The sequence below is a fragment of the Pseudomonas sp. OVF7 genome (assembly GCF_030644265.1).
GTDB lineage: Bacteria > Pseudomonadota > Gammaproteobacteria > Pseudomonadales > Pseudomonadaceae > Aquipseudomonas > Aquipseudomonas gorinensis.
On sequence record NZ_CP128996.1, the window covers coordinates 5,712,661 to 5,736,071 of the forward strand.

Sequence of the window (23,411 nt, forward strand, 5' to 3'; positions counted from 1 at the left end):
ACGCATTGGGATATGGCGCTGCATACCTGTGGGAGGGGGCGGTGCGACGATTCGACTTGCCCCCTCCCACACTTATCAGCGCACGGCTTCGAACAGTCCCGTGGCGCCCATGCCGCCGCCCACGCACATGGTGACGATGCCATAACGCAAATTGCGCCGCTGCAGCTCACGCACCAGGTGCCCGACCTGGCGCGAACCGGTCATGCCGAACGGGTGGCCGATGGAGATCGAGCCGCCGTTGACGTTGTACTTGTCGTTATCAATTTCCAGGCGATTACGCGCGTACAGGCATTGGGAAGCGAAGGCTTCGTTGAGTTCCCACAGGTCGATGTCCGCCACCTGCAGGCCTCGCGCCTTGAGCAGCTTGGGCACCGAGAACACCGGGCCGATGCCCATCTCATCCGGCTCGCAACCTGCCACGGTGAAACCGCGAAAAAACGCCTTGGGCTTGAGCCCCAGTTCCAGGGCTTTCTCCAGGCTCATCACCAGCGTCATCGAGGCGCCATCGGAGAGCTGCGACGAGTTACCCGCCGTCACCGAGCCGTCTTCGGCAAACACCGGCTTCAACCCAGACAGGCTGGCCAACGTGGTGTCCGGGCGGTTGCAGTCATCGCGATCAACAACGCCGTCGAGGATTTGTACGGCGCCAGTGTTCTTGTCCTCGACCCTGTACTTGACCGCCATCGCCACGATTTCATCGTCAAACAGGCCATCGGTCTGGGCCTGGGCCGTGCGCTGCTGGCTTTGCAAGGCGTAGAGGTCCTGGTCTTCGCGGCTCACGTTGTAGCGGCGCGCGACGATTTCAGCGGTCTGGCCCATGGGGAAGTAGATGCCCGGCACCTGCGCCTTGAGCAGCGGGTTGATGAGGTTATCGGTGTTGACGCTTTTCATGGTCAGGCTGATCGACTCGACACCGCCCGCCACGATGATATCGCTGCACCCCGAGGCGATCTGGTTGGCGGCGATGGCGATCGCCTGCAGGCCCGACGAACAGAAGCGGTTGAGCGTCATCCCTGCCGTGCCGGTACCCAATTGCGAAAGCACCGCCACGTTGCGCCCGATGTTGTAGCCCTGGGCGCCCTCGTTGGAGCCGGCGCCGACGATGCAATCCTCCACCGTGGCCGGGTCGATGCCGTTGCGGGCCAGCAGCGCGTTGACGCAATGGGCCACCATGTCATCCGGGCGGGTCTGGTTGAACTTGCCGCGAAAGGATTTGGCCAGGCCGGTTCGCACACTGTCGACGATCACTACTTCACGCATGGGCTACCTCGATCTTGTGGTTGTTGGATCGAGAATAAATCCAGTCCTCTCCCACTGCGACGATCATTCACCCGGCGTATGCAAAAACATGGTGACGAACATAAATCGGTGGTGAGTCGGCCTGTTGTGGCCAGAGGGCCTGTTGTGGCGAGCGGGCTTGCCCCGCGTTGGGGCGCGAAGCGGCCCTGACCCAGACGCCGCGTTTCTTCAGGCAGAACTCATTGGCTGGTTTTGGGGCCGCTTCGCAGCCCAACGCGGGGCAAGCCCGCTCGCCACAACAAACCCTCTCCCTCGCACCAGCCCCGCTCGCCACGAGTCAGTTACCCAGCCACTTATTTCTTTTTCTTTTTATCGTGCTTGTCGGACTTGGCGAACGCTTCTTCCAAGGCCAGGTTGATGGTGCGTAGCACCTTGACCCGCGCCCAACGCTTGTCATTGGCCTCCACCAGGGTCCACGGCGAGACCTCGGTGCTGGTGCGGTCGACCATATCGCCCACCGCCGCGCGGTAGTCGTCCCACTTGTCGCGGTTGCGCCAGTCGTCCTCGGTGATCTTGAAGCGCTTGAACGGGATCGCCTCACGGGCCTGGAAACGCTCCAGTTGGGTCTGCTTATCGATAGCCAGCCAGAACTTGACCACAATCACCCCCGCATCGCGCAGTTGCTCCTCGAAGTCGTTGATCTCGCCATAGGCACGCAACCAGTCGGCCGGGGTGCAGAAGCCTTCGATGCGCTCCACCAACACTCGGCCATACCACGACCGGTCGAATACCGTGAACATGCCGCGTGCCGGGATCTGCCGCCAGAAACGCCAGAGGTAAGGTTGAGCCCGTTCGTCTTCAGTGGGGGCAGCGATCGGGATGATGCGGTACTGGCGCGGGTCGAGGGCCGCGGCGACACGGCGGATCGCCCCCCCCTTCCCGGCGGCATCGTTGCCTTCGAACACCGTGACCAGGGCGTGCTTGCGCATGCGTTTGTCGCGCATCAGGCCAGAGAGGCGCGCCTGCTCGGTAATCAGTTGTTCTTCGTAATCGTCCTTGTCCAGGCTCAAGGTCATGTCGAGGCTGTTCAGCAGGCTCACCTGGTCCACCGCGGCAGGCAAAGGCGCCGGGTTCATGCCGCTGGCCTTGCCCCTGGCTTGCTTCAAGGCGTTTTGCAGGCCTTCGAGCAGGATCTTGCCCACGGTCAGGCCACGGTAATAGGGGTCGACACCTTCGATCACATGCCACGGCGCATAGTCACGGCTGGTGCGGCGCAGCACGCGCTCGCCAAAATGCACGAACTTGTCGTAGGTCTGCGATTGCTGCCAGTCCAGCGGGCTGATGCGCCAGCTGTGCAGCGGGTCATCGGCCAGGGCCTTGAGTCGCGCCTTCATCTGTTTCTTGGACAGGTGGAACCAGAACTTGAAGATCACCGCGCCCTCATCGCAGAACATCTTCTCCAGACGCTCGGCACCGGCGATGGCCTGGTCGAGCCGCGCATCCTTGATCTCGCCATGCACGCGGCTTTGCAGCATCTGGCTGTACCAATTGCCAAAAAACACGCCCATGCGGCCCTTGGCGGGCAGTTGGCGCCAGTAGCGCCAGGCCGGGGGGCGCGCCAGTTCCTCGTCGGTCTGCTGGTCGAAGGTGCGCACTTCGATCAGGCGCGGGTCCATCCATTCATTGAGCAGCTTGACCGTCTCGCCCTTGCCCGCACCTTCAACCCCGTTGATCAGGATGATCACCGGAAAACGCTTCTGCTGCTGCAACTCGTATTGCACTTCGAGCAAGGCTTCGCGCAGGGCGGGCACCTCGGTGTCGTAGGTGTCTTTGTCGATGGCGTGACCGATTTCGGCGGATTCGAACATAGGCTGCTCCGTTTCAAGATGGATCAAGACTAGCGGATTGGGCAGCGCCATGCGGGAGGAAATTCCACGTGCGCTTGCCGTGGGTCAATTCAAAGGCTGTTGATCGGCTAGAATGGCGGTCTTGCCTTTGCCGAGTCGCCCATGAACCCCGTAACCCACGCCCAGCTCGACTGGGATGACCAAGGCCGCCCGCACTCACGGGTATTCGACGACGTGTACTTTTCCGACAAATCGGGCCTGGAAGAAACCCGTTATGTGTTCCTCGAACAGAACCGTCTGCAGGAGCGTTTTGCTGCCTTGCCGGTGAATGGATGCCTGGTGATCGGCGAGACCGGTTTCGGCACTGGCCTGAATTTTCTCTGCGCCTGGCAGTTGTTTGAACAGCAGGCCGTAGCCGGTGCGCGCTTGCACTTTGTCAGCGTTGAGAAGTACCCGCTGAGCCACGCCGACCTGCAACGCGCACTCGCCCTGTGGCCCGAGCTGCACCCCTTCGCCGAATCCTTGCTGGCGCAGTACGTCGCGATCCATCAAGGCTTCCAGCGCCTGGTGCTGGCCAACGGCCGTGTGACCTTGACGCTGTTGATCGGTGACGCCCTGGAGCAATTACCGCAACTGGATGCGCAAGTCGATGCGTGGTTTCTCGACGGCTTCGCCCCCGCCAAAAACCCCGACATGTGGACCGCCGAGCTGTTCGCCGAACTGGCACGCCTGGCGGCCCCTGGAGCGACCATCAGCACGTTTACCAGCACCGGTTGGGTGCGGCGGCTGATCAATGCCGCCGGGTTCAAGATGAAACGCACGCCGGGTATTGGCCACAAATGGGAGATCCTGCGGGGTGAATACCTTGGGTGGCCGGCCGACACCCCGCCGCCGCCCCCGGACAAACCGTGGTTCGCCCGTCCAACGCCGCTGCACGGTGAGCGCAGCGCCCTGGTGATCGGGGGTGGCCTGGCCGGCTGCGCTACGGCAGCCAGCCTCGCGGCACGCGGCTGGCGCGTCAAGCTGCTGGAACGACATGCGGGCCTGGCGCAGGAAGCCTCGGGCAACCCGCAAGGCGTGCTTTACCTCAAGCTGTCAGCGCACGGCACGGCACTTTCGCAGTTGATCCTCAGCGGTTTCGGCCATACCCGACGCCTGTTGGAACACCTGCACCGAGGCGTCGACTGGGACGGTTGCGGCGTGCTTCAACTGGCCTTCAACGCCAAGGAAGCCGAGCGCCAGGCACAATTGGCCGGCGCATTCGCCCCTGGCCTGCTGCATCGACTCGATCAGGCCCAGGCCCAGGCTCGCGCCGGTGTGGCGCTGGAGCATGGCGGGCTGTTCTACCCCGAAGGCGGTTGGGTGCACCCGCCAGCGTTATGCGAATGGCAAGCCCGGCACCCTCTGATCACCGTGCTGACGCATCACGAAGCCCTTGAGTTGCAACGCGTCGACGGTCAATGGCGCGCCCTGGCCGGCGACACCTTGCTGGCCAGCGCCAGTGTGGTGGTGCTGGCCAACGCAGCGCAGATCAAGCACTTCGCGTTCAGCGCCGACCTGCCCCTCAAGCGCATTCGCGGGCAAATCACCCGCTTGGCGCAAACCCCGGCGAGCCAGGCGTTGGCCACGGTGGTGTGCGCCGAGGGCTATGTGGCCCCGGCGCGCCTGGGGGAGCACACGCTGGGCGCCAGCTTCGACTTCAAGAGCGATGACCTGACCCCCACGGTCGCCGAGCATGTCGGCAACCTGGACATGCTGCGGGAAATATCCGTCGACCTGCTGCACCGCCTGGGCGCCGACCACCTTGCCGGCGAGGACCTGCAAGGTCGCGCCGCGTTTCGCTGCACCAGCCCGGACTACCTGCCGATTGTCGGGCCACTGGCCGATCGCGCGGCCTTTGACCACGCCTATGCGGCACTGCGCAAGGACGCCCGACAGGTACCCGAGGCCGCCTGCCCATGGCTCGACGGCCTGTATATCAACAGCGGCCATGGCTCCCGTGGGCTGGTGACCGCCCCCCTGTGCGCGGAACTGTTGGCCGCATGGCTGGACGATGAACCCTTGCCGGTGCCTAAAAGCGTGGCCGACGCCTGCCATCCGAATCGGTTCGCCTTGCGCGCATTGATTCGCGGCACGGGCGGCTCCTCTGCGCAGTAACGGGCCACTCGCCGCGCAGGATCGCACCGGAGCAGCCAAGGCTCTTGGCCTTATAACAGATTGTTCTAAAACTCCAATCATAGGGGCGTGTCAGTTTCTGGGTACGCGCCCTTTAGGCGCATTGAGTATTTACCCCTCCCCAACGGAAAAACCGGTAAGGAACTTATGTGCGGATTAGCTGGAGAACTACGTTTTGATGCCCAACCTGCCGACCTGGCAGCGATTGAACGCATCACCCATCACTTGGCCCCCCGTGGCCCCGACGCCTGGGGCTTTCATGCCCAAGGGCCGATTGCCCTGGGCCATCGACGCCTGAAAATCATGGACCTGTCGGATGGCTCGGCCCAACCGATGGTTGACGCCCAGCTGGGGCTGTCCCTGGCGTTCAACGGTGCAATCTATAACTTCCCGGAACTGCGCCAGGAGCTCGAAGCCCTGGGCTATGCCTTCTATTCCGGCGGCGACACCGAAGTGCTGCTCAAGGGCTATCACGCCTGGGGCGAGGCTCTGCTGCCCAAGCTCAACGGCATGTTCGCGTTTGCCATCTGGGAGCGCGACGCCCAGCGCCTGTTTATCGCCCGCGACCGCCTGGGCGTGAAGCCGTTGTACCTCTCACGTACCGGCCAGCGTTTGCGCTTTGCCTCAACCCTGCCAGCCCTGCTCAAGGGCGGCGATATCAACCCGATCCTCGACCCCGTCGCACTCAACCATTACCTGAACTTCCATGCCGTGGTGCCTGCACCGCGCACGCTGCTGGCAGGCATCGAAAAACTGCCGCCCGCCACCTGGATGCGCGTCGACGCCAAGGGCAACACCGAGCAAAAAACCTGGTGGACCCTGCCCTACGGCCCGCGAGAGGATGAGCGCAACCTCACGCTGGAAGACTGGACCGACCGCGTGCTCGACAGCACCCGCGAGGCCGTGGCGATTCGCCAACGCGCCGCCGTGGATGTCGGCGTGCTGCTCTCCGGTGGCGTCGATTCGAGCCTGCTTGTCGGCCTGTTGCGGGAAGTCGGCGTGCAGGACCTGTCGACCTTCTCCATCGGTTTTGAAGACGCTGGCGGCGAGCGCGGCGATGAATTCCAGTATTCAGACCTGATCGCCAAGCACTACGGCACCCGCCACCATCAATTGCGCATCGCCGAAAGCGAGATCATCGAGCAACTGCCGGCCGCGTTCCGCGCCATGAGCGAGCCGATGGTCAGTCATGACTGCATTGCCTTCTACCTCTTGTCCCGGGAAGTGGCCAAGCATTGCAAGGTGGTGCAAAGCGGCCAGGGCGCAGACGAACTGTTTGCCGGTTACCACTGGTACCCGCAGGTGGACGGTGCCAGCGATCCGTATGCCGCGTACCGCGAGGCGTTTTTCGACCGCAGCTACGACGACTACGCCGCCACCGTCGCTCCAAAATGGCTGACCGCCAACGATGCCGCTGGCGATTTCGTGCGTGAGCATTTCGCGATGCCCGGCGCCGATGCCGCCGTGGACAAGGCCCTGCGCCTGGACAGCACGGTGATGCTGGTGGACGACCCGGTCAAACGCGTCGACAACATGACCATGGCCTGGGGCCTGGAGGCACGCACGCCGTTCCTCGACTACCGCCTGGTGGAGCTGTCGGCACGCGTCCCCGGTCAATTCAAGTTGCCCGACGGCGGCAAGCAGGTACTCAAGGAAGCGGCGCGCCGGGTGATCCCGAGCGAAGTCATCGACCGCAAGAAAGGCTACTTCCCGGTGCCAGGACTCAAGCATTTGCAGGGCGACACCTTGAACTGGGTGCGTGAACTGCTGCTCGACCCCAGCCAGGATCGCGGCCTGTTCAACCCGGCCATGCTCGATCGCCTGCTGACTGACCCGCAGGGCCAACTGACGCCGTTGCGCGGCTCCAAGCTGTGGCAACTGGCAGCGCTGAACCTGTGGCTCAGCGAACAAGGAATCTGATCCATGAAACCGAATGCCGCGGCTTACAGCCAACGCTTGCTCAAGGGCCAGGCGCCGACCTATGAACGCCTGCAGGCGCGCCTCGCCGAAGATGGCAGCCCACTGGCCGCCGAGCCGATTGCGGTGCATTGCGGCTGGGGCCGGCTGTTGATCGGCCACACCTTTCCCGACCCGGCCAGCCTGGCCCAGGAACTGCTCAACGAGCAGCCCGGCGAGCGCGACATCGCGCTGTACGTGGCTGCGCCCCAACAGATCCTCGGGATCGATCCGCAGCAGTTGTTCCTGGATCCGTCCGATACCCTGCGCCTGTGGTTCAGCGACTATCGCCCTGCCACCCGGGTGTTTCGCGGCTTCCGGATTCGCCGGGTCCAGACCGAGGCCGATTGGCTCGCGGTCAACCAGCTCTATCAGGGCCGCGGCATGTTGCCCGTCGACGCCGAGCGCCTCACGCCGCGTCATGAAGGAGGCCCGGTGTACTGGTTGGCCGAGGATGAGGACAGCGGCGCAGTGATCGGCAGCGTCATGGGCCTGAATCACCCAAAAGCCTTCCACGACCCGGAAAACGGATGCAGCCTGTGGTGCCTGGCCGTCGACCCGCAATGCACGCGCCCCGGCGTGGGCGAAGTGCTGGTGCGCCACCTGGTGGAACACTTTATGAGCCGTGGCCTGAGCTACCTCGACCTGTCGGTGCTGCACGACAACCGCCAAGCCAAGAGCCTGTACGCCAAGCTGGGCTTCCGCGCGCTGACCACCTTTGCGATCAAGCGCAAGAACGGTATCAACCAGCCGCTGTTCCTCGGCCCCGGCCCGCAGGCGGGGTTCAACCCCTATGCGCGGATCATCGTCGAAGAAGCCCATCGGCGCGGCATCGACGTGCAGGTGGACGACGCCGATGCGGGGCTGTTCACCCTCAGCCATGGCGGGCGTCGCGTGCGTTGCCGGGAGTCATTGAGCGACCTGACCAGCGCCATCAGCATGACCCTGTGCCAGGACAAGAGCCTTACGCACAAGGTATTGAAGGCCGCCGGTTTGAAACTGCCTTCCCAGCAACTGGCGGGCAGCGCCGATGACAACCTGGAGTTCCTCGACGAACACCAGCGCATCGTGGTCAAGCCGTTGGACGGCGAGCAAGGCCAGGGTGTAGCGGTGGACCTGCAAGAGATTGACGAGGTGCAACAGGCCATCGAAGCGGCGCGGCAGTTCGACAGCCGCGTATTGCTCGAGAGCTTCCACGAGGGTCTCGACCTGCGCATCCTGGTGATCGGCTTCGAAGTCGTGGCCGCCGCGATTCGCCGCCCGGCCGAAGTAATCGGCGACGGCCAGCACTCCATCCGCGCGCTGATCGAGGCGCAAAGCCGGCGCCGCCAGGCCGCCACCGATGGCGAAAGCAAAATCCCCCTGGATGCCGAAACCGAACGCACCTTGAAAGCCGCTGGCTACGACTACAACAGCATCCTGCCCCGTGGTGTGCAATTGGCTGTGCGCCGTACTGCCAACCTGCACACGGGTGGGTGCCTGGAAGATGTGACGGGCATCCTGCATCCCACCCTGGTCGACGCCGCCGTACGCGCCGCCCGCGCGCTGGATATCCCCGTGGTGGGCCTGGACCTGCTGGTGCCCGCGGCCGATCAACCGGAGTACGTGTTTATCGAAGCCAACGAACGGGCCGGGCTGGCCAACCATGAACCGCAGCCGACGGCAGAGAAGTTTGTGGATTTGTTGTTTCCACACAGTCAGCCGACCGCTCAATAAACCCTGTGGCGAGGGGGCTTGTTGTGGTAGCGATTTTTTGTGGCGAGCGGGCTTGTTGTGGCGAGCGGGCTTGCCCCGCGTTGGGCTGCGCAGCAGCCCCCTCTCTCCAAGCACCACGCTCTTTCAGTCAGACCTCATTGGCACATGTGGGGGCTGCTGCGCAGCCCAACGCGGGGCAAGCCCGCTCGCCACAACAAGCTAGCTCGCCACAACAAGTCCGTTTGCCACAACAAGCCAGCTCTCCACAACAAGCCAGCTCGCCACAAAACCGCCCTTATCTTATCCAGTCAGGAGTCTTTATGACCCGAACCATCCCCGAACCGGATCTCAACTACCTGCAAAAAGTGCTGCTGGAAATGCTCGCCATCCCCAGCCCCACCGGGTTTACCGATACCATCGTGCGCTATGTCGCCGAACGCCTGGAAGAGCTGGGCATCCCGTTTGAAATGACCCGTCGCGGCACCATTCGCGCCACCCTCAAGGGCCAGAAGAACAGCCCCGACCGCGCAGTATCGGCGCACTTGGACACCATCGGCGCCGCCGTCCGCGCGATCAAGGATAACGGACGCCTGACCCTGGCCCCCGTCGGTTGCTGGTCAAGCCGCTTTGCCGAGGGCAGCCGCGTCAGCCTGTTCACCGACAACGGCGTGATCCGTGGCAGCGTCCTGCCATTGATGGCTTCAGGGCACGCATTCAATACCGCCGTGGATGAAATGCCGGTGAGCTGGGACCATGTGGAGCTGCGCCTGGACGCCTACTGCGCGACCCGTGCCGACTGCGACTCCCTGGGAATCGGCATCGGTGACTACGTGGCGTTCGACCCCCTGCCCGAGTTCACCGAAAGCGGCCATATCAGCGCGCGCCACTTGGACGACAAGGCCGGTGTCGCCGCCCTGCTCGCCGCGCTCAAGGCCATCGTCGACAGCGGCGAACCCTTGCTGATCGACTGCCACCCACTGTTCACCATCACCGAGGAAACCGGCAGCGGCGCAGCGGCTGCCCTGCCCTGGGATGTGAGTGAGTTTGTCGGCATCGATATCGCACCGGTCGCCCCTGGCCAGCACTCCAGCGAGCACGCGGTGAGCGTGGCGATGCAGGACTCCGGCGGGCCGTATGACTATCACCTGTCCCGCCACCTGCTGCGCCTGGCTTCGGACAATGAACTGCCGGTGCGTCGCGACCTGTTTCGTTATTACTTCAGCGATGCCCATTCGGCGGTGACCGCTGGCCACGATATCCGCACCGCGCTGCTGGCGTTTGGTTGCGATGCGACCCACGGCTACGAGCGCACCCATATCGACAGCCTGGCGGCCCTGAGTCGCCTGCTGAGCGCGTATATCCTCAGCCCCCCCGTGTTTGCCAGCGATGCGCAACCGGCCCAGGGTTCACTGGACAGGTTCAGCCATCAGATCGAGCACGAAACGCAGATGGAGAGCGACACGCGTGTGCCGCCGGTAGACAGCCTGGTCGGTCAGAAGTCCTGACGCTGGCAACAATGGTCCCGGCGCAGTAGCATCGCCGGGATTCTCTAGTTGAGGCTTGTATGCTGATTCCCTACGACGCACTTGAAGTCGACACCCTGACCCGCCTGATCGAAGACTTCGTCACCCGCGACGGTACCGACAATGGCGACGACACGCCCCTGGAAACCCGGGTATTGCGCGTGCGCCAGGCGCTGACCAAGGGCCAGGCATTGATCGTATTCGACCCCGACAGCGAACAATGCCAGTTGATGCTCAAGCACGACGTGCCCAAGCATCTGTTCGACTGAGTGCGGTTTCAGGCGTTGGGTTGCGGATGGGCGCCGGCACCCTGGCGTTCGACGATCTTCTCAAACACCTCGGCGCGGTGCACATTGACGCCCACCGGCGCTTGGATGCCGAATTTAACCTGGGTACCGTTCAGTTCGAGGATGTGCAAGGCGATGTCATCGCCAATAGAGATGATTTCGCCTACGGCGCGGCTTAAGACCAGCATGGCGGTTGTCCTTTTCGAGTGACAGGACCTTGACCTTGCGCGCTTGGATTTGTGGCAGCAATGGCTTGCGGCTAAATCAGGCAGCGCCTACATAGGCGGGTAAATTGCCTGACAGACAGAGGCTTGGTTGTGGCGGGTTTAGCGGGGCATATCCGTTACCAAGGAAACGGATATGCACACCATCCCAATCACCCCCTGACAGCCTGGGCCTTCGCGCGCATCTTATCCGCCATCACGGTCATCTCGTCATACAGCAACTGCGGGTTCTTCTGCTTCAACGCCCACGCCATCCGGCCCTGCTCATGGGGCAGGATCATGAACTCGCCCTGGGCCACCCGCTGATAAATGTAATCGGCGATATCCGCCGCCGAAATCGGTGAGCTCTCGAGCAACTTGCCCACCTGCGCTTTCATTGCCGGGGTCGGTCCACGGAACGAGTCCAACAGGTTGGTCTGGAAAAACGACGGGCAGACCACGTGCACCCCCACTTCCTGCTGCTTGAGCTCCACCAACAGGCTTTCCGATAGCGCCACTACGCCGGCCTTGGCCACGTTGTAGTTGCTCATGGCCGGGCCCTGCATCAGTGCTGCCATCGAAGCAATGTTGATGATGCGGCCCTTGCTCTTTTCCAGCAGCGGCAGGAACGCCTTGCAGCCCTTGACCACGCCCATCAGGTTGATCGCGATCTGCCAGTCCCAATCCTCCAGGGACAGTTCGGCGAAGAACCCACCGGAGGCCACGCCGGCATTGTTGACGATCACATCTATGCCACCCAGCTTCTCCTCGCAGGCCTGGGCAAAGGCCGTGAGCTGACTGTAGTCGCGCACGTCGCAGCGCTGGATAAAACCGTCGCCACCGGCCTCGCGCACCCGCTTCAAGGTTTCCTGCAGGCCCGGCTCACTGACATCCGACAAGGCCAGTTGCCAACCCTCGCGGGCCCAGCGCAGAGCGATTTCACGACCCAGGCCGGACCCGGCGCCAGTGATCATCATGCGATTTTGCATAGAAAGTAGCCTTGTGGTTCACAGAAGAAGTGATCGGCAGTGTAGCGAAGGTTTTTCCTACACCCACGCACCATCAGAGTGATGAATGCCCCAGGCAAACCGCGGGCTCGGTCGGATACCTGCCCACAGGCTAAGTTCAATCTTTTTCAACTAAGCAGGTGCATTGGCGAGGGTATTAAAAGAAATAAGCGACGCTGCAAAACGCTTTAAAAAAACATGGAATTTTCCACGCAGGCGCACAGTCGGAGTTATTAAGGCGTCCGTATTCAACTGTCGGGCCTATCGTTAAATAACCGGTCTTTACAGAAGGCCTACAAGGAAAAAAACTATGAGCCTCATTCTGATCATTATCCTGATCCTTCTACTGGTCGGTGGCCTTCCAGTGTTCCCGCACTCCCGTAGCTGGGGTTATGGTCCGTCGGGTATTCTCGGTGTGGTCCTGGTCGTGCTGCTGGTGTTGTTGCTGCTCGGCAAGATATAAAAGCCGGGCAAAAAAAGAGGCCTTCTTGAAGGCCTCTTTTTTATTGCCGGTCAATTAGTCCGGCTTGCCATCAACCACCCCTGCGGTGTTATCCAACAGGCTCTTGGTCGCGGTCTGCAGGAACGATTCAAGCTTCTGCTTCAGTGCAGCTTCGTCCGGCGAATCAGGAATGACCTTACCGGTTGGCTCGGCGCCCAGTTCGTATTCCCACAACTTCGGTGGCATTTCCTTAGGCAACACCAGCACGCGGTCGCCAGTGAGCAACGCCACGGTCTGGTCGCTGCCCGAAGGCTTGATCACGCCGAAACCCTTGTCGCCTTCCGGCAGGTTCAGCAGGTCACGCCCCCAGCACTGGTGCAGGGTGTCGCCGCCAAGGCGCCCCATGATAGTCGGGACGATGTCGATCTGGGTGCCCACGGTGTGGTCACGCTCGCCGAACTTCTCCTGGATACCCGGTGCGATCATCAGCATCGGCACATTGAAGCGGCCCAGGTCCATTTCGGTGATCTGCTGTTCATTGCCAAAGCCGTGGTCACCCACGATCACGAACAGGGTTTCCTTGAAGTACGGCTCTTTGCGGGCCTTTTCAAAGAACTGGCCCAGGGCCCAGTCGGAGTAGCGCATGGCCGTCAAATGCTCGTCGAGGCTGCCACGGCCGGTCACTTTATCCACCGGCAACGGGTTGGGCAGCGCGTACGGCGTGTGGTTGGACAGGGTTTGCAGCAATGCGTAGAACGGTTTGCCGCCTTCGCGGGCCTTCAACTCTTCCAGGCCACGGTTGAACATGTCCTGGTCGGACACGCCCCAGGTCGGGTCGGAGAACACCGGGTTGACGAAGTCATTGCGGCCAATGAAGTTGGTCATGCCCTGGTTGCTGAAGAAACCGGACTGGTTGTCCCAGGCGAAGTCGCCGTTGTAGACATACACGTCGTCAAACTTGCGTGCACTGAGCAACTGCGGCAGGCCCGACAGCTTGTGACTGCCTTCGGGGGTCTGCATCAGGTATTCGAAGCCCGGCAGGTTCGGGAAGCAGGCCATGGTGGCGAACATACCCTGGTGGGTGTGAGTGCCATTGGAGAAGAAGCGGTCGAACAGCAGGCCTTCCTTGGACAACTTGTCGAAGTACGGCGTGATATTGCCCGGGCGACCCAAGGCGCCCACCGAGTGACCGGCGAAGCTTTCCATCAGGATCACGACGACGTTCTTGATCGGCAGGGTTTTTTCGGCCGGCGGCGTGTAGTCACGGCGCACGGCGGCGGTGTCGGTATCCACCAGTTTCTCTTGCGGCAAGACCAGCATGTCGCGCACGGTCTGGGTGGCCAGCGGTTGATCCAGGGTGGCTTTCCAGATGTTGGAGCGTTCTTCGGAGAAGCGCGACTTGGCCGCGGCGATCAGCGACAAGGTGCCATTGAGGCCCAACTGGTTGGCGAAGTTCGACTCGGTGGTGTAGACGTCACCCCAACGCAGCGGCGGGCCCTGGCGCAGGGTGCCACGAGCAGCGACGACCGCGACCAGCAGGCAAACCACGAACACCGCGATGCGCGAGTACCACGGCGCCACCTGGCGGGTACCGATGCTGCCACCGCTGAACGGGCCGCGCGGGCGCGTGGCACGGTCGGCACCCTTGAAGGCGATGCTCAGGATCAGCGTGCCCACGGCCCAGGCCAGCAGGTAGCGCACCACTGGGAAACCGTACCAGAGCATGCTCATCACGGTCTTCGGGTCTTCCTTGACATATTGGAAGACCAGGCCGTTGAGGCGCTGGTGGAATTCGCGGTAGAAGTCCATCTCCATCAAGCCCAGGAACAGGGCGATGCTGGACGCAACGGTCAGCCACAAACGGAAGAACCCACGCGCGGCCATGGCCCGTACGCTGAACAGGGCCAGCAGCAGCGGGATCAGCACGTACACCACCAGGCGAATATCCAGGCGCAGGCCGTTGGCGAACGCTTCCAGGAAGGTCGAGGCCGGGGTGTCGAGGATCATCTCGCGGTTGTAGGCCAGCAGCGCCAGGCGCAGCAGGGAAAACATCACCATCATGACCAGTGCGCAAAGCAGCGTGTACGCCAGATGGGATTTGACGGTCGGTTGCAGCAGGCGATTAGAAGCTCGCTGCTGACTCAGGGCGTCCGGGTTTGCCATGTCGTTTCAGGACCCATTGGAAGTTTAAGTTGCGAAATAAAGCAATGGCGCTCGGCCTCGCCCAGGCTGGCTGGGGGTAGGCGGTTTGCGCGGTGGCGCAAATGGTGCCCGATCAATGCGAGCAACGCTATTAATTACTGAATGTGCGCCCCCCTTCTGCCGTTAACGGCACTGGAGATAGAGCCTTGGGGCGGCGATTCAAAGCGGGCGAATTGTCTTGGATGGGATGTGAAAATTTCGTGCAGCGAATATTTCGACACACAAATCTCTGGAGTGCGCTGAAGACCACTGTGGGAGGGGGCTTGCTCCCGATAGCGGTGGGTCAGCCAACTCATCTGGCACTGCCACACCGCTATCGGGAGCAAGCCCCCTCCCACACTTATTGCTCACACGCCAAAGGGAGTGAGGGGTCAGATCCGCACATTACCGCGCGGCCCGGCGATCGCCCAGATGATCAGGCCCAACACTGGCAGCAACAGGATCAACAGGATCCAGAGCACCTTGGCCCCGGTGCTTGCGCCGCTTTGGAACACATTGATGATCGCCCAGATATCCAGCGCCAGGATGATCAACCCGATCAGACCGTTGAAAGTAGAACCCATGGTGTCGCTCCTAAGTGAGGGCATGCCCTTGTAGGATAGTCAGCCCTGGCGGGGGTTCCGTTTTATTTCAGACGTGAACGGCCACCTTCAACGCTTCCAGGGAAGGCTCGCCCTTGATGCCGACTTCGGCACACAGCGCCAACACGCGCGCCAGGTCGTTGCCGTACACCAGCACCGCCTGGATCTCGTCATCCAGCGGTTGGCTGAAGTTCATCAACACATAGCCGCCGTCTTCCGGGCTCAGGGCGCTCATCTGGATCTGGATGCGGTTGAGGACGGTCAGCGCTTCGGTCTTGGCCAGTTGCTTGGGCTTGAGGTTGAATGCCACGCCCGGGCCGAACGACGCGACGATCTGGGCAAACAGATCACTGTAGGTATCGGCCTGGAACAGCACGGTGTCCGGCAGGCTGCCGACCACCACCCACTCCCCCAGCGGGATCGGGAAGGTGTCGTCGTAGTTGATGTCCGGATTGGCCGCCAGGAAGGCCGCAGGGTCTGCGTAGGCCTGGGCGGCCTCTTCGGCGATGCGCGCCACCTCGTCGTCGCTCATGAGGCCGGTGCTGATGTTGCTGATGAGTTCGACGAGGGCGGTTTTCATGGGGCGATCCTGTGACGGGCTGGTTTTCGAGGGCGCGTAGCCTACACCAGTTTCTGCAACTGCGCCGCCGTATCCATCGCGCCCATGGTCTGCGCCGCTGCCAGCACCGTCGCACCCTGGGCATCGACCGCCTTGGGGTTCGCGCCCTGGCCCAGCAGGTAGTCCACCATCTCAACGCGGTTGAACATCGCCGCCATCATCAGTGCCGTGCGGCCGTCCGAGGATGCTGCGTCAACCGGCGCGCCACCCTCGATCAGGGCCTTGACCACGGGCAGGTTGCCCTTGAACGCCGCGCCAGCGATCGGCAGTTGGTTCTTGTCATTGGCGATCAGCGGGTCAGCCTTGAATTCCAGCAGCACTTTTACCGCCTCGGCGTGGCCATGGTAGGCCGCGAGCATCAGCAAGGTGTCGCCGTTGTGGTTGCGCAGGTTGGCCGGCAAGCCTTTGGCCAGCAGCGCGGCGAGCATGGCCGCGTCGCCTTTGCGGGCCACGTCGAAGACCTGCTCGGCAAATTCGGCGGCTTCGTCTTCGGTCATTCGTTTGGCGTGGTCTGACATGGGGAGGCTCCTGTTCTGGTGCTTTATATGGCGCCCAGTGTCGCGATGGAGTTCCCCACTGTCATGGCTTTTTTGTCAAAAGCCTTCATAGACACAATCAATAGCGAAACTCACCGCCCTGGATCTGCGCCAATAATTGCCCGGTGACCGGCACGTAGCTGTCCGAGCCCGGCAACCACGCGTAGACCGGATCGTTGCCCGCCTTGTCCGGGTCGAAGGCTTCTTCCTTGAGTCGTACCTTCTGGTACTTGAAGGTGCCAGTGGTCTCCATCTTCACCTTGATCCGCAGGAATAACGGCACCGCATAGTGCGGCAATTGACCATGGGCGAATTGCAGCAGTTCGCGCATATCCAGGGCCGCCAGGGATTCACTGGGAGTGATGGCGACCATGCCTGCGCGGCCGTTGGTGTTTTCGATCTCGACACCATAGGCCACGACCTCGGCGATCTGCGGGTGTTGCAGCAGGATGTTCTCGACTTCGGTGGTGGAAACGTTCTCGCCCTTCCAGCGATAGGTATCCCCCAGACGATCGACAAACTGCGCATGACCAAAGCCGATGCTGCGTAACAAGTCGCCGGTATTGAAGTAGCGATCGCCCTTTTCGAACACGTCGGTCAGCACCACCTTGCGGTTCTTTTCCGGGTCGGTGTAGCCATCGAACGGCGACTTTTCATCAATCCTGGCCAGCAACAGGCCCTGGCCGCCCGTTTGCACCTTGCGCATGAAGCCATCACTGCCCCGCAGCGGTTCGCCGCTCTCCGGGACGTAATCCACCAGCGCCCAATGTTGCAGGCAAAAGCCGATGGTGTTGTCGAAGTTCAGCACGTTGGTAAAGCCGATATTGCCATCGCTGGCGGCATACAGTTCGCAGATATGCTCGACGCCAAAGCGCTGTTTGAATTGTGCCCAAACACCGGGGCGCAAGCCGTTGCCGACCATCTTGGTCACCTGGTTATCACGATCCTGGGTACTGGTGGGCTGGTCAAGCAGGTAGCGGCACAATTCGCCGACATACCCGAGGGTAGTGGCGTTGAATTTGCGCGCATCGTCCCAGAACTGGCTGGCGCTGAATTTGCGCCGAATGGCGAATCCCGAGGCACCAATGATCGCCGCCCCCCAGCACACGCACAGACCGGTGGCGTGGTACAGCGGCAAGGTGCAATACATGACATCGTCCGGGCCCATGTCCAGGGCGATGCTGCCGAAACTGACGGCGGTCCTGGTCCAGCGACCATGTTTCATGATGCCGGCCTTGGGCAGGCCGGTGGTGCCGGAGGTGTAGATATAGAAGCAGGGGTCGCTGAAGAAGATCCGGGCACTGCTGGCGGGGTTGTCTGGCGAACAGTCGGCACTGGCGGCCATCAGGTCGACATACCCCTCGGGGACCGCGCTGGCATGCTGATCTGCGACGAACCAGGTGCGCTCCGCCGGGATCGACACTTGATCGCGCACCACCGTATAGGCATCCACCAATTCCGCGCCGACCACGATTGCCACCGGGCTGACCAGGTTCAGGCTGTGCACCAACGCCGCCTGGGTTTGTGCGGTATTGAGCATGGCGCAGATGCCGCCAAGCTTGGCCACCGCCAGCACGTTCAGCAGCAACTCGGGACGGTTTTCGATAAACAGCGCGACGACGTCACCCTTCCCGATGCCTTGGGAGGCCAGATGATGGGCGATGCGGTTGGCACGCTGGTTAGCGTCGCGGTAGCTGAGCATGCTGTCGCCGTAGAGCAAGGCGGCGCCATCAGGGTTACGCAGGGTGGCTTGTTCGAAGTGCCAGCCCAGGCCGCAAGGCTGCGCCGGGTCGGTGACATTCGCAGCGCGCATGCCGCGCACCACTCGGGGCAAGGCCCGCACGATGGCTGGCACCTTACGCAGCATCATGCCCCAGGTGATCATGTCGTTTGGCTGATGGCTCATGGCGGAACATCCTTTTTCTTATTCTTTATCTGATCCGGAAACACCGGCGCCTTGCGAAGGCAGGAGGCCGAATGCCTTGCAGGAAAATACGCCAGCGATTCTTCAGCTGTACACGCGGGATTTGAAAAGTTTTGTATCCCCTGCCCCTCGTCGGCTGAAAAAAGGGAATTTAGTCACGTACTGACAGTCTTTACCCTTGAGCACCCGCCGCGACGGGCCTATCGAATAGCGCAAAATGCAGGATGCATGATGGCCATTCATGCAAATTGCACGAAACCGAAAATTCTGAATATTTTTAAACTATTGATTTATAAAGACTTTTTATAAAATCACTAGCTGGCACAATCACTGCACCTATCACTCCATGCTTGCCAACTTGAGCCAACGGAGCTGATAGACATGAGCCTGATCCAAGATAAATTCGCCTCAGTATTCTCCAACTACGACGTCACCACCCAGCCACGTCCCGACGGCGGTATCCTGTTGACCCTGCGCAACAGCGAAGGCAAGCAGGTCAAGCGTTCAATCTCTTACCAGCAGTTGCACACTGCCGATCAACTGACGTGGGTGATCAGCGCGATTCGCCGCGACCTGGCCGAACAAGCCAGTGAGCTGCCGCAGATTTCGATGCTGCAAAGCCAGAACCGCTTTGCCTTGCCGACCTACCATTCGGCCTGAGCTATCCAGCAATAAAGAGGGCCGCGACGCCATCAAGCGTCGCGGCCCTTTTTTATGCGTTCAGTACAGGCCTTGCCGAACCGCTTCATTCATTGCCTGCACGCGGTTGGTGACCTGCAACTTGCCATAGATGTTACGCAGGTGAAATTTCACCGTGGCTTCGGAACTGGCTCGAATCTGGCTGATCTCCCAGACAGTCTTGCCCTCCAGGGCCCAGCGCAGGATTTCCTGTTCCGCGGGGGTCAGGGGCTTGCCGGACAAGCTCAGGCGCTTTCTCACCGCTGTGGACACTTCGTCCTGCGTCGGTGACGATCGATCCTGCTCCTGTTGCGCGCTCATTCATCTCTCTCCTTTTATTTGCGGACGCTGTCCTAACCTTCGGATTTCTCCTATTGACAGACAGCATAAACATCGAGGTTTGGAGAGATTTACATAACGAACGGAATTAAAGAGCAAGACCGGCAAAAACAGCCAAGTCTTACACTCCAATAAGGTTCTTCCCACAATACTTTTCCGCATAGGCGGGTTGAACAATCGCGAACCAGCGACTAGTCGTCCAATCCTGGAAATCCAGCGGCAAGCTCACTCCCGGTAAACTCAGCGACCGCGTGCCCAGGCTGGTGGGATAACTGCAAGATCACGCAGTGCGGGTGCTCTCCCATATCGAACCAATGCGGCAAGCCGGCCGGGATCACCAGCAGGTCATTTTTCTCACAGCGTACGCCGTACACATAGTCACCGATGTGCAAGCTGAACAGCCCCTGGCCGGCGATAAAGAACCTGGCCTGGTCCGAGCTGTAGCGGCGCTCATCGAGAAGGCCGGCGCGCAGCTCGGTGCGTTGCGGGTGGTCGCCGGTGACGCTGAACACCTCAATGCAGCCGTAACCGAGGGCGTCGATCCGGGGCTGGCACGCGGCGATCATTTCAGCCTCGCTGGCACCTTTTGCCAGTGGGCCTGGTTGCCAGCGCTCGAACCGCACACCGTGCTCGGCCAGGGTCGAGACGATGTCGTCGAAATGGGTCAGGACCTTGTTCGGGGTATCCGGGGTGGTGACGGAGTAAACGGCTACATAACTCATTGGACGGTTCCTTGGTTCTGCTCTTGCAATCGAAAGCCGATGATAAGGGCGGCGGCCAGGGCCGCGACGCTGGCGATGCTGAACGTGAGGGTCGGCCCCAACAGGTTCCAGCTATAGCCGGCATACAAAGCGCCAAGTGCGCCGCCGGTGCCGGCCAACGCTGCGTACAACGCCTGGCCCTGGCCCTGCTGGCGGTCGCCGAAGCTGCGTTGCACAAAGGCAATCGCCGCCGCATGAAAACTGCCGAACGTTGCCGCGTGCATCACTTGCGCCAACAGCAACACCCAGAAAAACTCGGCAAACGAGCCCAGCAGCAACCAACGCAGCGCCGCCAGCAGGAAACTGGCCAGTAACACACGACGCACGGAAAAGCGCGTAAGGATGCGACTCATGGCCAGGAACATCAGCACTTCCGCGACCACCCCCAGGGCCCAGAGCATACCGATCACGCCTCGGCTGTAGCCCAAGTGCTCCAGGTGCAGGGTCAGGAAGGTGTAGTACGGCCCATGGCTCATTTGCATCAGCGCCACACAGGCATAAAACGCAAGGACCCCGGGGCTGCGCAATTGCGTGAGGAAACCCTCGGCAGCCAGGCGATTGCCCTGGGTGGCAGGCTGCGCGTTCGGTACCCACAGGCTGGCGCCGATGATGCCGGCCATGATCACCACGACCACCACCGGGTAAATATCCAGGCTCAGCCAGTCGAACAGGCGGCCCATGATCACGACGGTGAGGATAAAGCCGATGGAGCCCCACAGGCGGACCTGGCTGTAGCGCGAGGTTTGTGTGTGCAGGTGGGCCAGGGTGATGACTTCAAACTGCGGCAGCACCGCATGCCAGAAGAACGCGTGCAAGGCCATCACCAGCGCCAGCCAGGCGTAAGTCTTGCTGATGAAAATCAGGCAAAAGCTCGCCAGGGTGCACACCGCGCCAAAACGCACGATGGCCAGGCGCCGACCGGTATAGTCGCCGAGCCAGCCCCACAGGTTGGGCGCCACGCAGCGCATCAGCATGGGGATGGCCACCAGTTCGCCGATGCGCGCGCTGGAGAACCCCAGATGATCGAAGTAAAGCGCCAGGAATGGCGCTGTCGCCCCCAGCAGGGCGAAGTAGAACAGGTAGAAGCTGGAGAGGCGCCAGTACGGGACGGGGGGTGTCATGTTGCCGCAAGGGGCTGCTTCACAGCCCCGCGCGAGCCACATCGCTCGCCACCACAATCCGTCACAGTTGGCCCAGTACCGGGGTACTCACGCGTACATCGGCATTTTGCCCACGGTTGCGCAGCAGGTGGTCCATCAACACGATCGCCATCATCGCTTCGGCAATCGGTGTGGCACGGATGCCGACGCACGGGTCATGGCGGCCCTTGGTGATGACGTCCACCGGATTGCCGTGCACATCGATCGAAAGCCCCGGGGTGGTGATGCTCGATGTGGCCTTGAGGGCCAAGTGCGCAATGATCGGCTGCCCGGAGGAAATACCGCCGAGGATGCCGCCCGCGTTATTGCTGAGGAAACCTTGTGGGGTCAGTTCGTCGCGATGTTCGGTGCCGCGCTGGGCGACACATGCGAAGCCCGCGCCGATTTCCACGCCTTTCACCGCGTTGATGCTCATCAGCGCGTGGGCCAGCTCGGCGTCCAGGCGGTCGAAGATCGGCTCGCCCAGGCCCGGCTTGACGCCTTCGGCGACCACGGTGATCTTGGCGCCCACGGAGTCCTGGTCGCGGCGCAACTGGTCCATGTAGGCTTCCAGTTCCGGCACTTTGTCCGGGTCGGGGCAGAAGAAGGCGTTGTCTTCCACGCTGTCCCAGGTCTTGAACGGGATTTCGATCGGGCCCAACTGGCTCATATAGCCACGGATGACGATACCCTGGGTGGCCAGGTACTTCTTGGCAATCGCACCGGCCGCCACGCGCATTGCGGTCTCGCGGGCCGAGCTGCGGCCGCCGCCACGGTAGTCGCGTTCGCCGTATTTGTGATGGTAGGTGTAGTCGGCATGAGCCGGGCGGAACAGGTCCTTGATCGCCGAGTAGTCCTTGGACTTCTGGTCGGTGTTGCGGATCAGCAGGCCGATGGCACAGCCAGTGGTGCGGCCTTCGAACACGCCAGAGAGGATTTCGACCTGGTCAGGCTCCTGACGCTGGGTGGTGTGGCGGCTGGTGCCGGGCTTGCGGCGGTCGAGGTCGCGCTGCAGGTCTTCCAGGGACAGCTCGAGGCCGGGCGGGCAGCCGTCGACAATGGCGACCAACGCCGGGCCATGGCTTTCGCCTGCGGTGGTGACAGTGAACAGCTTGCCGAAGGTATTGCCGGACATGCAGGGCGCTCCGTGAAATCAGTTGTAATCACTCAGAGGTGATAACCAAGCGCGCCAGTATACGCGGGCCAACCGACTAGTTCATCCTCGAAACCTTACCGGTAGACGTTGGTCGAACCGGCACCTTCCTGATGATGGCGTGATGATGCTTCGAGTTTTGCTACTGACCCTGACCCTGTTTACTGGCGTGGCCTGTGCCGCGTCCCCCGTGGTGTTGCAACGGCCCATCAGCCTCGACACCGGCAGCGGCGAGCTGTTTGGCTCGCTGCTGCTGCCCCAGTCCGACAAACCGGTGCCGGTGGTGCTGATCATTGCCGGCTCCGGCCCCACCGACCGCAACGGCAACAGCGCCGACGGCGCGCGCAACGACAGCCTCAAGCGCCTGGCCTGGGTACTGGCCCGGCATAACATCGCCAGCGTGCGCTACGACAAGCGCGGCGTTGCCGCCAGCCTGGCCGCCACGCCCGATGAGCGCAACCTGACCCTGGACGCCTACGTGGCCGACGCCGTGGCCTGGGGCAAGCTGCTCAAGGCCGACAAGCGCATGGGCCCGCTGATTGTGCTGGGCCATAGCGAAGGTGCGCTGGTGGCCGCCCTGGCCGCGCCGCAACTCGATCCGGCGGGGGTGGTCTCCTTGTCCGGCAGCGCCCGTCCGGTGGACCAGGTGATACGCCAACAGTTGGCCGACCACCTGCCCCCTGCCCTGCTGCTGCGCAGTAATGAAATCCTTGACCACCTCAAGGCCGGCCAGGTGGACCCCGATGTGCCGGCCCCTCTGGAAGGGATTTTCCGCCCCAGCGTTCAGCCCTATCTGATCAGCCTGTTTCGTGCCGACCCCTCGGCAGCTTTTGCCAAGCTACGCATGCCGGCACTGATCATCCAGGGCACCCACGATATCCAGGTGGGGGTGGGCGATGCGCAGCAATTGAAGAACGCCAAGCCCGACGCCGAATTGACGATAATCGAGGGCATGAACCACGTGATGCGCATCGTGCCCAACGACGTGAAGCAGCAACTGGCCTCCTATAACAACCCTCAATTGCCCCTGGCCGCCGAGCTGGGCACACGCCTGGTGCGCTTTATCGACGGACTTCAACCCCGTTGACCGACTAATTGCCTCCAG

General features: G+C 61.9%; 21 protein-coding genes. 8 read left to right on the forward strand and 13 right to left on the reverse strand.

The window, feature by feature from the left end; translation table 11 throughout:
• Positions 1-75: 75 nt before the first annotated feature.
• Both QU606_RS25925 and pap read right to left on the reverse strand, forming a co-directional pair.
• Positions 76-1,260, reverse strand: coding sequence for a thiolase family protein (locus tag QU606_RS25925; RefSeq protein WP_304997789.1), 1,185 nt, complete (start codon positions 1,258-1,260; stop codon positions 76-78).
• A gap of 332 nt (positions 1,261-1,592) precedes the next feature.
• The gene (gene pap, locus QU606_RS25930; RefSeq protein ID WP_024076612.1) at positions 1,593-3,107 is read right to left on the reverse strand and encodes a polyphosphate:AMP phosphotransferase; all 1,515 of its coding nucleotides are present in this window, start codon (positions 3,105-3,107) and stop codon (positions 1,593-1,595) included.
• 141 nt (positions 3,108-3,248) lie between these two features.
• On the opposite strand from pap, the gene mnmC reads away from it, so the two are divergent.
• From mnmC to QU606_RS25955, 5 genes are all read left to right on the forward strand, one after another.
• Positions 3,249-5,243 (forward strand): bifunctional tRNA (5-methylaminomethyl-2-thiouridine)(34)-methyltransferase MnmD/FAD-dependent 5-carboxymethylaminomethyl-2-thiouridine(34) oxidoreductase MnmC, encoded by a 1,995-nt coding sequence (gene mnmC, locus QU606_RS25935; protein ID WP_102623601.1) that lies wholly within the window; start codon positions 3,249-3,251, stop codon positions 5,241-5,243.
• Positions 5,244-5,408: 165 nt separating this feature from the next.
• Complete coding sequence (locus tag QU606_RS25940; protein ID WP_150296163.1) at positions 5,409-7,181, forward strand: N-acetylglutaminylglutamine amidotransferase; 1,773 nt, start codon at positions 5,409-5,411, stop codon at positions 7,179-7,181.
• A gap of 3 nt (positions 7,182-7,184) precedes the next feature.
• Positions 7,185-8,933 (forward strand): N-acetylglutaminylglutamine synthetase, encoded by a 1,749-nt coding sequence (gene ngg / locus QU606_RS25945; protein ID WP_024076615.1) that lies wholly within the window; start codon positions 7,185-7,187, stop codon positions 8,931-8,933.
• A 299-nt stretch (positions 8,934-9,232) separates the two neighbouring features.
• On the forward strand, positions 9,233-10,417 hold the full coding sequence (locus QU606_RS25950; RefSeq protein ID WP_069076725.1) for an osmoprotectant NAGGN system M42 family peptidase: 1,185 nt from the start codon (positions 9,233-9,235) through the stop codon (positions 10,415-10,417).
• 59 nt (positions 10,418-10,476) lie between these two features.
• On the forward strand, positions 10,477-10,704 hold the full coding sequence (locus tag QU606_RS25955) for a YheU family protein (RefSeq protein WP_003236706.1): 228 nt from the start codon (positions 10,477-10,479) through the stop codon (positions 10,702-10,704).
• An 8-nt stretch (positions 10,705-10,712) separates the two neighbouring features.
• On the opposite strand, the gene csrA is transcribed toward QU606_RS25955, so the two are convergent.
• Together csrA and QU606_RS25965 are read right to left on the reverse strand one after the other, a co-directional pair.
• Positions 10,713-10,910 carry a carbon storage regulator CsrA gene (gene csrA, locus QU606_RS25960; RefSeq protein ID WP_069076724.1) on the reverse strand — a complete coding sequence of 66 codons (198 nt, stop codon included), beginning with the start codon at positions 10,908-10,910 and terminating at the stop codon, positions 10,713-10,715.
• A 188-nt stretch (positions 10,911-11,098) separates the two neighbouring features.
• Complete coding sequence (locus tag QU606_RS25965) at positions 11,099-11,914, reverse strand: SDR family oxidoreductase (protein WP_024076618.1); 816 nt, start codon at positions 11,912-11,914, stop codon at positions 11,099-11,101.
• A gap of 328 nt (positions 11,915-12,242) precedes the next feature.
• Here QU606_RS25965 and QU606_RS25970 point away from each other — a divergent pair, with 328 nt between their 5' ends.
• On the forward strand, positions 12,243-12,395 hold the full coding sequence (locus QU606_RS25970) for a DUF3309 family protein (RefSeq protein WP_010208879.1): 153 nt from the start codon (positions 12,243-12,245) through the stop codon (positions 12,393-12,395).
• Between the two features lie 54 nt (positions 12,396-12,449).
• Here QU606_RS25970 and QU606_RS25975 read toward each other — a convergent pair whose 3' ends face one another.
• The 5 genes from QU606_RS25975 to QU606_RS25995 all read right to left on the reverse strand — a co-directional run bounded on the left by QU606_RS25975 (position 12,450) and on the right by QU606_RS25995 (position 18,218).
• Positions 12,450-14,537 carry an LTA synthase family protein gene (locus tag QU606_RS25975; protein ID WP_024076619.1) on the reverse strand — a complete coding sequence of 696 codons (2,088 nt, stop codon included), beginning with the start codon at positions 14,535-14,537 and terminating at the stop codon, positions 12,450-12,452.
• A gap of 410 nt (positions 14,538-14,947) precedes the next feature.
• Positions 14,948-15,139: a PLDc N-terminal domain-containing protein gene (locus QU606_RS25980; protein WP_024076620.1), complete on the reverse strand. Its 192-nt coding sequence runs from the start codon at positions 15,137-15,139 to the stop codon at positions 14,948-14,950.
• A gap of 67 nt (positions 15,140-15,206) precedes the next feature.
• Entirely contained in the window at positions 15,207-15,737 is a 531-nt protein-coding gene (locus QU606_RS25985; RefSeq protein WP_304997790.1) for a hypothetical protein, read from the reverse strand.
• Positions 15,738-15,778: 41 nt separating this feature from the next.
• Positions 15,779-16,294, reverse strand: a complete 516-nt coding sequence (locus QU606_RS25990) for an ankyrin repeat domain-containing protein (protein WP_150056425.1) — start codon at positions 16,292-16,294, stop codon at positions 15,779-15,781.
• Positions 16,295-16,391: 97 nt separating this feature from the next.
• The gene (locus tag QU606_RS25995) at positions 16,392-18,218 is read right to left on the reverse strand and encodes a long-chain-acyl-CoA synthetase (RefSeq protein ID WP_102625221.1); all 1,827 of its coding nucleotides are present in this window, start codon (positions 18,216-18,218) and stop codon (positions 16,392-16,394) included.
• A gap of 399 nt (positions 18,219-18,617) precedes the next feature.
• Here QU606_RS25995 and QU606_RS26000 point away from each other — a divergent pair, with 399 nt between their 5' ends.
• On the forward strand, positions 18,618-18,896 hold the full coding sequence (locus QU606_RS26000) for a DUF3509 domain-containing protein (RefSeq protein ID WP_003172952.1): 279 nt from the start codon (positions 18,618-18,620) through the stop codon (positions 18,894-18,896).
• A 60-nt stretch (positions 18,897-18,956) separates the two neighbouring features.
• Here the strand turns inward: QU606_RS26000 and QU606_RS26005 are convergent, their stop codons facing one another.
• The 4 genes from QU606_RS26005 to aroC form a co-directional block, all read right to left on the reverse strand.
• Positions 18,957-19,235 (reverse strand): response regulator transcription factor, encoded by a 279-nt coding sequence (locus QU606_RS26005; protein ID WP_024076624.1) that lies wholly within the window; start codon positions 19,233-19,235, stop codon positions 18,957-18,959.
• Between the two features lie 209 nt (positions 19,236-19,444).
• Positions 19,445-19,975: an acireductone dioxygenase gene (locus QU606_RS26010; protein ID WP_024076625.1), complete on the reverse strand. Its 531-nt coding sequence runs from the start codon at positions 19,973-19,975 to the stop codon at positions 19,445-19,447.
• Complete coding sequence (locus tag QU606_RS26015; RefSeq protein ID WP_150296157.1) at positions 19,972-21,135, reverse strand: MFS transporter; 1,164 nt, start codon at positions 21,133-21,135, stop codon at positions 19,972-19,974. The genes QU606_RS26010 and QU606_RS26015 overlap by 4 nt, the downstream gene beginning before the upstream one ends.
• A gap of 61 nt (positions 21,136-21,196) precedes the next feature.
• Complete coding sequence (aroC, locus tag QU606_RS26020; RefSeq protein ID WP_168232022.1) at positions 21,197-22,288, reverse strand: chorismate synthase; 1,092 nt, start codon at positions 22,286-22,288, stop codon at positions 21,197-21,199.
• A gap of 142 nt (positions 22,289-22,430) precedes the next feature.
• Between aroC and QU606_RS26025 the strand changes: the two genes are divergently transcribed.
• On the forward strand, positions 22,431-23,393 hold the full coding sequence (locus QU606_RS26025; protein ID WP_024076628.1) for an alpha/beta hydrolase: 963 nt from the start codon (positions 22,431-22,433) through the stop codon (positions 23,391-23,393).
• The last annotated feature ends 18 nt before the right edge of the window (positions 23,394-23,411 follow it).